Below are 13,966 nucleotides of genomic sequence, written 5' to 3' on the forward strand. Positions count from 1 at the left end.
ATCGACTCCCCACGCTGCCAGCGATCCCAGATCTCGGCACGCTGTTCTGCTGAATAATAAATCCTGCGACGATACTTCATTCAAAACATTCCATCTCTTCCTAAAGGTTAAAGTGTTGCGTCCACCAGTTGAGACCACCGCTGGCTACGGCCATTGGCAGACTCTGAGCGAAAGGTAGAAGAGTCCGCGTCTTTCCTGTTCAAGTGCCGCGCAGCGAACGGCAGTTGCTGCGCCTGCATTTGTCCAGCCCTCTAAGGTCGTGATCCCCAACCGGATTGCCGTTCGCACGTAATGTGGGTTCAGCCTGATGATTGCAGGCTGGTTGCAAATAATGTGGGTTCGTTCGCAAATAATCCGGGTTTGCCCCCTTCGATAGATGCAAATAATTCGGGCCGAAAATCAGGATGATTGCAGGTCGAGCCGATTATGTTTGCAGGTCGTTACACATAGGGTTTCTTGCCTTGATTTGAAGGTTTGGCCAAACCCGCACCAAGAATCAAATCCTCCGCCACGCCTTTGGAGGTCAAATGATCCCAAAGGTTCTGCCACCCAGGTGGCGCGAAACCAATCTCCCAGCGGTCCAGTGCTTCATCGCGAAGTCCACGGCCCGCCAGATAATCGCGTGCTGCGGTCCCTGCCCCGGTTTTCAGCTGCAAGCGATAAAACTGCACCGCCTGCTCCATGACATCCGCCAACAGCTTACGACGGTCCGCTTTCTTCTGCGCCTCAGGGTCGCGCGCAGGCATAGTCATCCCCGCCTCATCCGCGAGAATCCGAACCGCCTCCATGAAGCCGACATTCTCGGTTTCGCGCACAAATGAAATGACATCTCCCTTCGCGTGGCAGCCAAAGCAATAGTAATACCCTTTGCGATCATCGACATGAAAGCTGGCGGTTTTCTCCTGGTGAACCGGGCACGGCGCCCATAAATCACCCTACCCTGGTTGGACTTGTGTTGATCCCACATGACTTTGCGCCCGACGACCTGCCCAATGGATAGCCGCGCGCGAAGCTCGTCCAGAAATTCTGGTGGTAGTAAACCATTCATCATTGCAACATAGCCGAAATGAGCAAAGCCCCCTACCCTCTCAATCAAGTATAACCATGGAAAACAGTTATTACCCGAACCGGCCGGTCATCGTTAAAGCAATCCGCGGCGGATAGCTGCTTCCCGCATTGGTCCAATCATCGCCAATCCTCCCGCTCTTCGAGACGATTGATGGAGCGGATGCCTATCACTTATGTGAATTTATTCGCTTTCAGATCCATCAACGCATGCGGGACGCCGATTATGGCAATGATATCGTCGATGATCAAATAGAAGATGGCATGCTAGCCTTCCGGAAAACTCCGATATCCATCCGCGACATCATCTCGAACGCGACCGATGTCCGGATTGTCCGCGAGCCACTGAAATCGACCAGCTATCTGTTCAAGGTAGGCCTCCGTCTGGTCCGGTCCCCAACGATCCAACGAATAGTCGGCGATTGCATCCAGATCTCGCAAAGCCCTTGGAGTCAGCCGGTATTTAGCCACGTCGACCCATGGCTCTCGCAACGACACCTTTGGGCGACCAGTCTTCTACAAAGTCGCGGGCCTCAGCTTGTACCACGCCTGGGGCTAGATGGTCCCGGAGAGCTTCCAGCGCTTCTGACTTTGTTTCGAGCTCTCTGAGTGCCGCACGAACCACTTCGCTGGCCGACGCGTAGCGACCGCTGTTTACCTGGTCTTGTATGAACCCTTCCCAGTGTTCACCCAATGTCATGCTTGTCGATGCCATATCAGATCTCCAATATTCATTTTGAATATAGGGAATATGCCGCCCTTTTTCAATCATAACCGATGTCAGACCGCCTACCTTGGCACATCGTGATGCAGTGAGAGGCGTCCACTTCATCGGTTACGCTCGACCTAGCCATTGGTCTAAGGATGATTCTTCAAAGCGATCTATGAGAATTTCCAACACATCGACATAACTGCAGCGATCTTCTTTGCACATTGACTTGAAGCGGTCGAGAGGGGTTTGTTCTGGCTGGGTGCAGAATAACACCTCTTATGGAGGATGACGGAATGAAGTTGTTTGTTGGATTGGATGTATCGCTTTTGAAGACGTCCATCTATCTGCGTGATCAGCGAGCATGGCAAGATCATCAAAGAAGCAGAGACTGGAAGCAAATCCGAAGATTTGTTGCAATGACTGTACCGAGGGCTTACCGAAGCTGGTCTTGACGCGGTGCTCATGGGAACCCGCCAGGTGAAAGGAGCACTACACGCGATTGCGCTTCGATGATTACGATTCAACCTCAAAAGCATGAACGTGGCCAAACAACCCCAAAGCATTGCCAAAAACTATCATAAAATAGAAACTAAGAATTGGTCTTCACCGCCATGTCGTGGAATGTATTTGATATAAATACTCACGAGCGAAGCGATGCCATGAAGGATAAGATGAATGATGCGTGTTCACGCCTTGTGAGCACTTTTAACGCTAATTTCTGAATCATAACACGTACGAACGGAGACTATCTTGAAGAAACTAAATACAATGATGATGTGCACTGCAATGGCTTTTGCTTCTTCTATTTCAGTGGCGAATGCACAAGAGATAAATCCATGGCAAGACTGCGGAGTCGGCGCCATGGTTTTCCCAAACAATGGCGCCGCATCAGCAATCTCGAATATTGTTTGGGACTGGGGAACAACAGCGGTGAGTTCAGCACTGTCCAGCCCAGACCAATGCCAAGGTTCGACAGTTCAGGTCGCTGCTTTTGTCAGACTCGGATATGACCACATCTCACGCGAAACGGTCGTCGGCGATGGCGAGTATCTGCAAACGCTGATGGCCGGGATTAACTGCGACCCAGCCATCCAGCCAGCGCTTCTTGCGGATGTGCGTGATGGTTTTGCTGCTCAGCTACAAGACACTGACTTTTCGGCCAAAGATGACAGTGGAAAGGCGGAAGCATATTTCCTTGGTCTCCGTGATGTTGTGCAAACAAACTATGCGGATAGTTGCGAAAGCTTCTAATCAAGTTGATCAATTGAAGTTGACGTAATCAGGCGGCAGTGGCCGCCTGATTACGTTTGGAGGACCAGTCTTTTGAGATCGAGAAGATTGCCAGTTTTTCTGTTGGCATTTTGCTTTGTTTTTGCCTCGCAATCTAGTGATGCAGCCCCCGACGAGCTGAAGAATATCATCCAGCTTAACGACAGCGCCAGTGACCCACTGTGGCTCAATCTCCTACAGTATGACGTTTCGCGCGCTTCGCCGCGTAGCGATGTATTGCCGGGCGGTTTCTTTCTTACAGAAAATGGACACCAAGACCCGCTGACCGAGCTCTTGACCTTCATCGATGCAGTGTATGCTCCTATCACTGACGACCCAAACACGCATGCGATCTGTCGCTACCCCGCGCGCGTCTTATACCTGCGAAGAGCGCTTGATGTGAACGATTTACCAGAACTGTCCTGTCCCGACTACGATGCTTGGTCAGGGTACGGTCGTATCACCGGTTCAACGCTCATTTTTGCTTCAGGGAGCTTGGGCAATCCGGCGACATTTTATGGACATATCCTTCTGAAATTCACGAGCAACACCACGTTCAGTGGGAACACTCCGCGCCAGACGGGCCGCGGTAACTTGTTGGATACGTCCCTCAACTATGGTGCAATTTTTCCCGAAAACGAAAATGCTGCCGTCTATGTGGTTAAAGGGCTTTTTGGCGGTTACTCATCTGCATACACCAGCGTCGAATATTACGAACAACGTGGTGATTATGTGCAAAGTCAGGACCGCGACCTCTGGGAATACGAGCTGAACCTGACACCAGATCAGCTAGAACTATTGGTTGCGAGTAGTTGGGAGCTCTACCAACAGGAGAACACCTACTACTTTCTTTCGGAAAACTGTGCATATCGCTTCGCTGAGCTAGTTGCATTGGCCACCAGCCAGGACATCGCTTTTCAGGGCAAGCCATGGTCACTTCCACTCGACGTTTTCGTCGATCTAGCCACGATGCAGGGTTCCAATGGGCAGCCACTCATTGCCGACATCGAGAGAGTCCATGCCCCGACCACTCGCTTCTTGAGCGCATATGAAGCTTTGGACGATGATCAGCAGGCTGCATTGGAATTGTCCGTTCGCTCTGCGTTGAACGCCAATCAACCCTACACAGCTGCACCCTATTTTGCTCGTTCCGACATCTCCGACAAAGATCGTGCGGAGGTAGTCGAAGCAGCTCTTCTGTATATTGCAATGATACGTTCACAGGATGAGGACGGTGATGCGACTGAAGACGTTACCAAGCTTGACAGAGCATTCCTGGTACAACGGATAAGGCTGCCAGCAGGAGATACTGGCATCGGTTTGAACGATGATACACGCCCCCCACATGACGGGCACCGCACCTCAACAGCACAGGTCACGTATCTCAACAACAATCGTCTTGGCGGCGGAATTGAGTTGCGTCTACGACCAGTCTTAACTGACTTCCTTTCTCTCTCGGCTGGTGAGGCACCCTTTTCGGAGCTTTCTATGGGCGATCTCAGCTTCATCTTGCGAGATGGAAAGGTTAGGGTCCAAACACTTGATGCATTGCGGATCACTGCCATTTCGACCCGTAAGACTGGGCTACCCTACGAATACAAGCCATCTTGGCGGCTGCGGTTCGGTGCCGAGAGCGGGAGGCTGGCTAAGGATGGAGACCTGGTTGCTCTAGCTGAGTTCGGCTATGGACACGCTTTCGCTCCAACCACGAATACGGCGCTGTACGGAATGGTTGAAGGCCGACTAGATACTGGACGCGATATCGTTCGAGCTGGAATCAGCGTTGGTGCCTTGGCCCGAATAGATGACCGCGTACAAATGATGTTATCCGCACGTGGCCTCGTTCCAGTCCAAGAATACAAACAACCAACGCTCCAATCTGAATTCGCACTCCGGATTGGGAATCGGCGAGACAGCGACCTTAGAGTGATTTCGCGGTACGAAAATGATCACATCTTAGGTCGAACCACGGAATTTGGGCTGACTTATTCATGGCATTTTTAGCATGTCAGTTTGGGGCTGTTTTTGTTGAAAAACCCGACAATCCGGGGGGCTTCGATATGTCTACTGCTGACATCAATGACGGGCCTTCAAGGCCACAAGTAATCCGATGTCGACGCGCTTTTACCGTGGCACTACACAGGCTCAGATCTCGCAGGCTACCTGTCATCAGAGTTTTTCGGAGAGCAGAGGCTGTTTGGTAATGGAGGCTCAGGTTCGATTGTGTTTGAGTTTAGGCTGCAGAGGATTGTTGCTGCAATTGGCGTGTTTGGATTGTCTTCTTTTTGATCTCTTCCCTCATCTTCGGAATCCTCGCGCCTCGGCCATGGTAGACGTCAGCCTGTGTTAGATTGTCCAGGCTCTCGTAGTAGCGATGGTTGTTGTATTGCTGGACGAAGCCGCTGACTTGTCGCTCTATGTCACCGGGTAGGAAGTGGGCCAATTGCAGCATTTGGCTTGAGGTGCCTCTAGATTTGTAGACGCTTTGCCCCCTAACTTTGAGGCAAGGAGGCCGACATGGGGACAAGCCATTACAGCGACGAGTTCAAGCGGGATGCGGTGCATCAGGTTACGGCGCGTGGGTACCCGGTTCGGGAAGTTTCCCGTCGTTTGGGCGTCAGCACGCATTCTCTGTACAAATGGATGAAGCTGTTCGGCGACCCTGCACCAAAGAAGTCTGGGGTGGATCACGAAGCCGAGAACCGGCGGCAGAAGCGCGAACTGGCCAGGGTGACCGAGGAGCGCGACATCTTAAAAAACCGTTCCGGGTTGGAGCCCGCCTGCGCGCGGTAGAAACAGGCTGTGGTACAGTTGCGCCAAGAAGGGTAGCGGCCGTTCGCTTATTGGTGGTCTGTCTTGGGGCAGAACCCCGTTAAAAAACGTGGTCCATGGGCTGATGCGAACTTGAGAGTGGTGACGCTGCTTTGCAGTGATCCCGGTTAGGAAGATGACGGGTTTGCATAGCCCACGCCCTTCTGTTGCCAACAGGAGGATGAACAATGGCAAAGCAAAAGACCGGTAAGCCCCCAGCGATTGAGACTGTGAACGTTGATGCTGCTGCGGTTGATATCGGTTCACGCGAACACATGGCTGCGGTAAATCCTGATGTGACGGATGCGCCGGTACGTGTGTTTGGCACCTTCACCCTTGACCTGCACGATTTGGCTGACTGGTTCAAATCGCACGGTGTCACGAGCGTCGCGATGGAATCCACGGGTGTCTACTGGGTCCCAGCCTACGAGATCCTTGAGCAGCATGGCTTCGAGGTCATCTTGGTGAATGCGCGCTACGCCAAGAATGTGCCAGGTCGCAAAACCGACGTCAGTGACGCCAGTTGGCTGCGGCAGCTGCATTCCTTCGGTTTGCTACGTGGCAGTTTCCGCCCATCCGCTGAGATTGCCACCCTGCGAGCGTATCTGCGCCAACGGGAGCGGCTGGTGGAGTATGCTGCGGCCCATATCCAACACATGCAGAAGGCGCTGATGGAAATGAACCTGCAACTGCATCACGTTGTGTCTGACATCGCCGGTGTAACCGGAATGAAGATCATCCGCGCCATCGCTGCAGGGGAACGGGATTTGGATGTGTTGGCATCCTACCGCGATGTGAGGTGCCGCGCGTCGGTTGAGACGATCAAAGCCGCCCTGAACGGCAATGACCGCACCGAACACATCTTCGCGCTGACCCAGTCGCTGGAGCTTTATGACTTCTATCAGGCCAAGATGCTGGAATGTGATCGTCATCTTGAGGCGACACTTGCGGCATTGGGCGCGGACACCCAACATGACCCCGGCAAGTTGCCGCGCCCGCGCACCAAGACGAAGCAGGTCAGCACGCCTTCGTTTGACGTGCGGGCAGCACTGTTTGGTGTCCTTGGCGTTGATCTTACGCAAATCCATGGAATGGGGCCGTCCCTGTCACTCAAGCTGGTTGGCAAATGCGGCACTGACCTGCGCGCATGGCCAAGTGCCAAACACTTCACGTCGTGGCTCTGCCTTGCACCAGGCAACAAGATCTCTGGCGGCAAAGTGCTGTCATCTCGGACGCGACGGTCATCAAGTCGCGCCGCTGCCCTCTTACGATTGGCCGCTGTTACAATCGGGCGAAGTGATACTGCTCTCGGTGCTTTTTACCGACGGTTGGCCGCCCGAGCGGGCAAGGCCAAAGCAGTCACTGCGACGGCGCGCAAGATTGCAGTACTGTTTTACAACACCCTCCGACACGGCATGACCTATCAGGATCCCGGTGCATCCCATTATGAAGAACGATACCGCAATCGCGTGCTCGGCAATCTCAAGCGCCGCGCCAAGTCGTTCGGTTATGATTTGCACGAATTACCCAAAGCAGCAGACAAGGCTGTTTCTTAGGAAGGCAACGGTGTACTTCGCGCGAGGGTCCCAATGAAGTACGCCTTCATCCGGGCACACCGCGAGGAATTCGGCATCCGGGCCATGTGCCGGGTGCTGAGGGTGCATTTCAGAGGTTTCTAAGCATGGCTTAACGAACCGTTAAACCCTCTCTTAGCAAATGACCCTAATTGGACCCATAAGCGCTGACGTTAGACATGGCGTCCCGAGGTATCTTCAGAATGCACCTTATGCATTAAACGGGATCGACGAAGGTAAACTGTTGTTCATTCCGCCAGCAACGTGGTCCAGTTTGCGCGACTGTGCAGGACGCGGATCACGTCTATCTGGTCACCTTCTGCCAGGTAGACGATGAGGTGACTTTGATAAGGTAGGATGCGAACCGGCGGGGTGAACTCCATCCGAAGGCGTGCCATTTCCGGAAACTGCGCAATTCGGTCAAAAGCCTGTCCCAAACCGGTGAGATGGACTTCTGCCTGCTCCTCCGACCAAGCTCCAACCGTGTAGTCCCAAATTTCGGCCAAGTCTGCCTCGGCTGCCGGCCGCAGCGTAACGCAGTACGTCACTTCGACGTTTTGCCTGCCATAAATGCCGACATATCGAAGGGGCGGGCCGGGCCACTTTGCAGTCCTTCGGTGACCAGGCCCTGCAGCTCTTCAATGGCGACATGTTGTTCCTGATCTTTGCGAATGAGATCTCGGACGTAGTCACTCACGTTGCTGTACCGGCCACCGCGTGTGCGGTGTTCGGCCCAGGATTTCATTGGATCAGGAAGGGATACGTTCATCGTTGCCATACGCAGGGATTAGGGTTTATGGCAAAGATTGTCAAGATTCACCTGGTCCCACCCCCGCATCGTCTAGCAGTTCCCGATCGGGAGCGGGCAAAAGCTGGGGGTCTTATGCGGCGATCTTGTGATTGGAGACCGAAAGACGCCCATCAAGTACGGCGGCTCGGGTGACTGCTACGTTGTGGGCTCCGCGTGGTGACCATCTCATGCCACGACGTTTGCCCATGCAGGTATTTCCGATGTCGTCGACGCAGCCTTCAGCGCGGGAGGTTGAGAAAGGATGGCGGATCACCTGCCTGCTTTGCGGTGAACTCTACTCAGACAAGACCCCCCGCGATTGCGCCCCGGTGCTGGCACCTTATCGCGCAGCAGCACGTCGCGGTGAGACCTTGCTGAACAACCACGCTGAGCGTGGCGCGCAAACATGGCATCCACCTCTGGAGATCGCGCGACATCTGCTCATGCGCCGCATCCCTTGGCCGCCACCGCGCGACGGCGACCTTTGGCGATACCGTCTCCTCGGGGCCATCGTTCCCGACTTCGATGCCATACTCGCCAAGGAGACCTCGTTTCCATTCTCGCCAAGGCACCCCATCCTGCCGCTACACATCCGTCCCGCGCTCCTCACAGGCGTGGCGATCATCGACCGCGCAGGGCCGGCGATGCTGAAGATGCTGCATTGGCACATGATGGGAGACAACAAGAACCGGTTTGTCATGGCGACCGACCCGCTGATCTCTCCGGCACTCGAGTGGGGACCACCCCGACAAATGCAGCTGATATGAGTTTGGGGATCGCAGATTCTCAAATTCAAATGCCAAAACCCTCCAAAACCACCGCATTCTTCCATTTAAGTGCTAAGTGCAACGACTTGCATTTATCCTGAGTTCGAATTGCAAACATCATGATTTTTCGCTCAAATTAACTGCGACTATCCGGGCATTCAAACTCACATTAACTGCGAATGAGATCAGATTATTTACGACGGGATTGCAATCATCCACCTCGGATCAAATTAGGTGCGAACGGGTCAGTGCAGCATGGAGCGTCGTCCGCAACACTGCTTGAACTTCTTACCCGACCCGCAAGGACAGGGTTCATTTCGGCCGACCTTGCCGCCCTGGTGCGTGAATGTGCCGGAAGGTAAGGTGTAGAGATTGCGCTGCTTCAGAAAATACCTATGCATCCGCATGACGCCCGCGGCGGCGCCAACGACCAGTTCTTCTCTTCGCTCATCCGATATGGGCTCATCATAGGGGCGCATCTCTGGATCTTCATGATGCTCATAGGCCAGCGCCCAGATTGGCACCATGGCACCACCTTCGTTTTCGTCATCCATGATTTTGGGCCAGATATTCGGTCGCAGATTGGTGCCCAGGAGAAAGCCTTGCGCCCAGTGGTTTGCCCGAACCTTCCCCTGCTCATCCTCAAGCAGGAGCGGCAGATAGACCTCTTTGGAATCCAACTGCTGGTTCACATGGTTCCAGTGCCGGTTTACCAACTCGATAAATTGTTCAGCTTCTTCCATGCTCTCGAAGTCCAGATCACCATCGTCGGTCTCGCCGGTCTGGATAATGGGCATGTATTCACTTGGCATGACCAGATCCGGGCAGCAGGCAAGTGCGGCAAAGAACCCGTCGAGCGATTCAATGTTGGGGATCGCGCCACCACGCACCCGGCCAAGGAAATCATCCAGTAATTGCTCTTCGCGATCAGACAATTCGGTTTTCAGGTTCATATCGGCAGCCCGGCCTTACGCATGAGAGTGGAGAGTTCGTCTGTCCTGTCGGAATCAAGCTGCCCCTTGAGGAAACGCCGGATTTCCGGGAGGCGGGTATCAGTGAGGTCAGCCAGCGCCTTGGGACTGTAGCCGATCCGGGACAGCAGCGCATCGAGATCGTCGAACCCAACCGAGATGGTTTCCTCAACAATGTCGCGCGTGACCTGATCCGCGCCCATGCGGTACGCATCGGTAAACGCCCGGTTCAGATGCTCGGCAAATTGCAAAGGCGTGGATAGACGCTCCGCAAGATATTCCTGTGCAGCGTCTTCAAAGACATCTGACAGATCAACGCCCTCCGCGAGGCACTGTCCCAGAAGCCAGGACACAAACTCCCGGCGTTCATCACCGATGCTGCTAAACTCGAACTTGGTCGTCCGGTGACCGATCTCTTCCATCGTCGCCCGGCGCAGATCATTCTGGAGACGGGGATGGCCGACAAGGACAACAGACAGCGAACCACCACCTGCGCTGATGACCTCCCGAAGTCGTTTCAGCCCGTTGAGCGTATGGCCGTGCAGATCATGGGCTTCGTCAATGAAGAGAGCGATTGGTTTCTTGGCTTTTCTCACTGCTTCCTGAAGCAGCCGCTCCCGGCGTTCGGGCTGGGTAGGCACTTTCATGTCCGGATCGCCAGTGATGTCGAGGAACGGGGCTGTGATCAGGGCGGGCAGAACGACGCGTGGCTTATCCACCGACAGGCTGCGCGCCACGATGATCTTCTTGTCGGCGGTGATCTGATCCTGAAGACGATTGATCATCACGGTCTTGCCGACGCCCACCGGGCCGGAAATGGCAATCAGATCTCCGGCCATGATGGCAGCCATCACGTCCTCGCGGAACTGGACCAGCCGCTCGGTTTCAAAGTAGCCAGCCTGGCTCCACACGCGTTCGATGTGGAAATGCTGCATGACCTGCCTGTTTAACACCTGCTCGTCCCTCTTTCTTATTTCCCGCGCCGGAAGCGCTCTTTGATGGCTGCCTCAATCTCGGCCTTGTTCAGTGTTCGACCGAGCAGCTCGCCGACAAAAGTGCGATCATCCGGTGAAAGTTCAGCCAGAGGCCGATCCAGAAGATAGGATATCCCTCTCCGCGCACTGAGTTCGTTTTCGTAGGCAATCTGCCCCCACGGATCTGGATCGGTGAACTTGACCTTGGGCAGCGGCACGACCTCAGCCGGGGCGGTCTCAAAACCGGAGCCGCTAAGTGCTGCGCGCGGCAGGCTGATCTGCTCGGCCAATTTGGCCACCGCTTCGGCGCGCTTTTCTCGGGGTGAGGGTTTGCGTTTACGATACCGGTGCAGCGGAATTGGCCCGCCTTCCGGCCGATACGGGCCATACCGCTTGTCATTCCATTCCGCGAACAACTCGTGATCGAACAGACCCCACCACAGCAGCACCTCCTCGCCCGCAAGATCGCCATCGACCTCGTAGAATGCCCCGTCAATCGACACCCGCGCATCGTCGGCAACCTTGCGGCGTTCCGGCTCGCGGGCAAAGGCACAGAAGCGCTCCCAGGAACACATCTCGCGGATGCCGGTCTCCGGCAGATTGGCAATCCAGTCTTCTATCCGGCTGTGTGGCTCCCGCCGATGGGGCTTGTCATTGTATTTGCTGATGAAGTTCCTTAGCCAAAGATTTGCCTCCGCTTCGGTTTCAGGCTTGTGGAAGTGATACAGCGTTTCATGGGCTTCCTTCACGGTGCGAAAGGGTCGCTCAACCTTGCCCTTTGACCGAGCGGTGACGCGGGCACCATCAGACCCGGCAGGCATGTGGGTTTTCCAATCCACGCCAAGCCGTTCCATCACAGTCTGGAACACAAGGCTTTTCGCGACGGGACCATTATCGAGATAAATCATCTCGGGAATGCCATGGAACTCCGTATCTTCCTTTGGAGCCATGGCGTTGAACAGAAACCGCAATGCACTTTCTGCGTCTTCGCCGTAGACGCAGCGGTATTCCTGATAAGAAGTACCGGAGCGATCATCCACAACGCTATAAAGCATCATCGTTGGCTGGCCGCGTTTCGGGTCCACCCAGGCTGGTTGCGGAATATGCTTCAAATCCGACGGGCTGATATCGAACTGCCAACAGGCATTGGAATGGCGGGCCTCAAAACGGATGGCAGGCGTGGAGCGTGTCATACGCGGCTGATCAAAACCCCAAGCTCGGAGCCAACGATTTACGGTTGGCGGTTTCAGTAACCCTTTCGCTGGCTGCACGCGGCCGTCGGGAGTCTCAACGCCGTGCTCTTCCAGAAGTTTGATAGCTCGGTTGGTCGAAAGATGTCGCCCCTTCTTGTTGCTCGTTCGCATTTTCAGCGCGGCAATGATTTCGCAATACCGCACCATATCTTTCTCGGAGATGCCGCGCGGCTTGCCACGGTCAGCCCGACGCAGGCCCTTCGGCTGGTGTAGAGACTTCAGGGCGCGATAGACGGTGGACGGACTGACACCAAAGAGATCCGCTATCCGGCCAATTTCCTCCCGCCGAGCTGCTGATCGCGGCGGCAGTCCCGCCAACCGGGTTCTCAACGCCAACAGCGTCTCGGCCGGAATGCGGATGCCTCTATTTGCCATCGGAAAACTCATCAACATAGGCATAGAGCGTGGCCCGTGAGATGCCCATCAGATTGCAAATCTCCGGGATTGTGTGTTCACGGGAATGGTAGAGTTGGACTGCATGAGCCCGTTTATTGCGATCCAACACCTTCTTACGACCGCCTTTGCGTCCGCGTGCCCGCGCCGCCGTCAAACCAGCTTGTGTGCGTTCCCGGATCAGGTTGCGTTCAAACTCCGCCAACGCGCCGAACATATGGAAGACGAGCTGACCACCGCTTGATGTGGTGTCGATGGATTCCTGAAGGCTTTTCAGGCCGACGCCCATTTCCTTCAGCTCTTCGGCACGGGCGATCAGATCCTTGAGAGACCGCCCCATCCGATCTAGCCGCCAGACAACTAGCGTATCGCCATCGCGGAGCTGCTCCAAAGCTCTGGTCAGGCCTGGGCGCTCGCTTTTGGCCGCGCTCACCTTGTCATCGAATATCCGGTCACAGCCTGCGGCACGCAATGCATCATGCTGCAAGGCAAGACTCTGATCTTCGGTCGAACACGTGCATAGCCGATGAGCATGGAAAACCGTCTGAATATTCAATCCGATTGATCAAATGCATACGGTGATTTCCAGATGCGGTAAACAGACAAATTTGTTGCGTAGACTCAATGGCTCCCAGTTGGGTTGAAAGGCAGTCTGCCAAACGGACGTTTGCCAGACTGAACCGCTCCGTTTTTGCGCCGTTCAACTCATGTTTTCCTCGATCTCGGCGATGATCAGCTCCAGGTGCTGGAGGTGGTAGGCCATTAACCGCAGGTCGTGGGCGTAATCAGCCAAGGCATCAAATCGATGGCCTTCGACCACATGATACTTGTTTCGGGTCAGCGTGTGATCTGGAGTTTTCTCTACCGTTACCTTCAAGACCTCGTTAAGTGCCGTTGACACGGAATGGATCGACGATTGGTCAACAGTGTCATAGAGGTGCCTCACCGCGTACTGCACCAGCGAGAGGATATCCGTGCGCATATAGGCAGTCAGTAACCGCATTGTATCGCTCGGGGTCACCGGTTTGGCGAACCCGTCATTGTCCTTTGGATCGACATAGGTCTGAGGTTGGAAACCGGATGGCATAAACAAGCTCTTGCAAAGAGGATTGCAGGTGTCAAACCCTCGTTTGCCAGACCAGCCGTTCAGGCAAAGCGCAGAGGATTCGACGGGAGAGCCCGAAGTTCATGATGCTGCAACTTGCATCAACGTCTGGCTAGAATACTTTGAGACTGATTAAACTACGCGGTGACGCAATGGTGCCAAAGATATCCGAAAAATATTTCCAATCGTTGCTCAGGCAGGCGGATGCTTTGGACGCGGTTTCAACAATCAGTGGGTTCTGGTCCCACCGCGCAGATGAAGCCCGGCCGATGTTTGGCCTGT

General features: G+C 54.6%; 12 protein-coding genes and 4 pseudogenes. 5 read left to right on the forward strand and 11 right to left on the reverse strand.

Annotated features, from left to right (window positions below):
• Positions 1–446: 446 nt before the first annotated feature.
• From ACFWW2_RS01605 to ACFWW2_RS01615, 3 genes and pseudogenes are all read right to left on the reverse strand, one after another.
• Positions 447–1,048 (reverse strand): annotated as a pseudogene (locus tag ACFWW2_RS01605) (CHC2 zinc finger domain-containing protein); the annotation flags it as partial.
• A gap of 284 nt (positions 1,049–1,332) precedes the next feature.
• Positions 1,333–1,563, reverse strand: a complete 231-nt coding sequence (locus ACFWW2_RS01610; protein ID WP_393925617.1) for a type II toxin-antitoxin system RelE/ParE family toxin — start codon at positions 1,561–1,563, stop codon at positions 1,333–1,335.
• Positions 1,529–1,837, reverse strand: coding sequence for a type II toxin-antitoxin system ParD family antitoxin (locus ACFWW2_RS01615; RefSeq protein WP_393925618.1), 309 nt, complete (start codon positions 1,835–1,837; stop codon positions 1,529–1,531). Before ACFWW2_RS01615 ends, ACFWW2_RS01610 begins: the two co-directional genes overlap by 35 nt.
• 690 nt (positions 1,838–2,527) lie before the next feature.
• On the opposite strand from ACFWW2_RS01615, the gene ACFWW2_RS01620 reads away from it, so the two are divergent.
• The 4 genes and pseudogenes from ACFWW2_RS01620 (at position 2,528) to ACFWW2_RS01635 (ending at position 7,413) form a co-directional block, all read left to right on the forward strand.
• Positions 2,528–3,028 carry a DUF3015 family protein gene (locus ACFWW2_RS01620; RefSeq protein WP_393925619.1) on the forward strand — a complete coding sequence of 167 codons (501 nt, stop codon included), beginning with the start codon at positions 2,528–2,530 and terminating at the stop codon, positions 3,026–3,028.
• Positions 3,029–3,115: 87 nt separating this feature from the next.
• Entirely contained in the window at positions 3,116–5,050 is a 1,935-nt protein-coding gene (locus ACFWW2_RS01625; RefSeq protein ID WP_393925620.1) for a DUF4105 domain-containing protein, read from the forward strand.
• Between the two features lie 513 nt (positions 5,051–5,563).
• Positions 5,564–5,803, forward strand: a pseudogene (locus ACFWW2_RS01630) (transposase); the annotation flags it as partial.
• 242 nt (positions 5,804–6,045) lie between these two features.
• Positions 6,046–7,413 (forward strand): IS110 family transposase, encoded by a 1,368-nt coding sequence (locus ACFWW2_RS01635; RefSeq protein WP_393925621.1) that lies wholly within the window; start codon positions 6,046–6,048, stop codon positions 7,411–7,413.
• A gap of 266 nt (positions 7,414–7,679) precedes the next feature.
• On the opposite strand, the gene ACFWW2_RS01640 is transcribed toward ACFWW2_RS01635, so the two are convergent.
• From ACFWW2_RS01640 to ACFWW2_RS01650, 3 genes and pseudogenes are all read right to left on the reverse strand, one after another.
• Positions 7,680–7,979, reverse strand: coding sequence for a type II toxin-antitoxin system RelE/ParE family toxin (locus ACFWW2_RS01640; protein ID WP_393925622.1), 300 nt, complete (start codon positions 7,977–7,979; stop codon positions 7,680–7,682).
• Positions 7,976–8,209, reverse strand: coding sequence for a type II toxin-antitoxin system ParD family antitoxin (locus tag ACFWW2_RS01645; RefSeq protein ID WP_393925623.1), 234 nt, complete (start codon positions 8,207–8,209; stop codon positions 7,976–7,978). Before ACFWW2_RS01645 ends, ACFWW2_RS01640 begins: the two co-directional genes overlap by 4 nt.
• Before the next feature lie 103 nt (positions 8,210–8,312).
• Positions 8,313–8,477 (reverse strand): annotated as a pseudogene (locus ACFWW2_RS01650) (ISKra4 family transposase); the annotation flags it as partial.
• On the opposite strand from ACFWW2_RS01650, the gene ACFWW2_RS01655 reads away from it, so the two are divergent.
• On the forward strand, positions 8,410–8,988 hold the full coding sequence (locus ACFWW2_RS01655) for a hypothetical protein (protein ID WP_393925628.1): 579 nt from the start codon (positions 8,410–8,412) through the stop codon (positions 8,986–8,988). The pseudogene ACFWW2_RS01650 and the gene ACFWW2_RS01655 overlap by 68 nt on opposite strands.
• Positions 8,989–9,233: 245 nt before the next feature.
• Here ACFWW2_RS01655 and ACFWW2_RS01660 read toward each other — a convergent pair whose 3' ends face one another.
• The 5 genes and pseudogenes from ACFWW2_RS01660 to ACFWW2_RS01680 form a co-directional block, all read right to left on the reverse strand.
• Entirely contained in the window at positions 9,234–9,941 is a 708-nt protein-coding gene (locus tag ACFWW2_RS01660) for a UPF0149 family protein (protein WP_393925624.1), read from the reverse strand.
• A complete protein-coding gene (locus tag ACFWW2_RS01665; protein WP_393925625.1) occupies positions 9,938–10,912 on the reverse strand; it encodes an AAA family ATPase in 975 nt (324 codons plus the stop codon). The genes ACFWW2_RS01660 and ACFWW2_RS01665 overlap by 4 nt, the downstream gene beginning before the upstream one ends.
• 17 nt (positions 10,913–10,929) lie before the next feature.
• Positions 10,930–12,540: an IS481 family transposase gene (locus ACFWW2_RS01670; RefSeq protein WP_393925627.1), complete on the reverse strand. Its 1,611-nt coding sequence runs from the start codon at positions 12,538–12,540 to the stop codon at positions 10,930–10,932.
• 10 nt (positions 12,541–12,550) lie between these two features.
• Positions 12,551–13,113 (reverse strand): annotated as a pseudogene (locus tag ACFWW2_RS01675) (recombinase family protein).
• A gap of 166 nt (positions 13,114–13,279) precedes the next feature.
• Positions 13,280–13,666, reverse strand: a complete 387-nt coding sequence (locus ACFWW2_RS01680; RefSeq protein WP_393925626.1) for a hypothetical protein — start codon at positions 13,664–13,666, stop codon at positions 13,280–13,282.
• Positions 13,667–13,966 lie beyond the last annotated feature (300 nt).

Source organism: Yoonia sp. R2-816 (genome assembly GCF_046762905.1).
GTDB lineage: Bacteria > Pseudomonadota > Alphaproteobacteria > Rhodobacterales > Rhodobacteraceae > Yoonia.

What these genes read in the sequence shown, in the direction of transcription:
- ACFWW2_RS01660 (WP_393925624.1), bottom strand. Translation starts at nt 9,941, where the DNA reads ATGAACCTGAAAACCGAATTGTCTGATCGCGAAGAGCAATTACTGGAT.
- ACFWW2_RS01655 (WP_393925628.1), top strand. Translation starts at nt 8,410, where the DNA reads ATGCCACGACGTTTGCCCATGCAGGTATTTCCGATGTCGTCGACGCAG.
- ACFWW2_RS01645 (WP_393925623.1), bottom strand. Translation starts at nt 8,209, where the DNA reads ATGGCAACGATGAACGTATCCCTTCCTGATCCAATGAAATCCTGGGCC.
- ACFWW2_RS01615 (WP_393925618.1), bottom strand. Translation starts at nt 1,837, where the DNA reads ATGATTGAAAAAGGGCGGCATATTCCCTATATTCAAAATGAATATTGG.
- ACFWW2_RS01680 (WP_393925626.1), bottom strand. Translation starts at nt 13,666, where the DNA reads ATGCCATCCGGTTTCCAACCTCAGACCTATGTCGATCCAAAGGACAAT.
- ACFWW2_RS01635 (WP_393925621.1), top strand. Translation starts at nt 6,046, where the DNA reads ATGGCAAAGCAAAAGACCGGTAAGCCCCCAGCGATTGAGACTGTGAAC.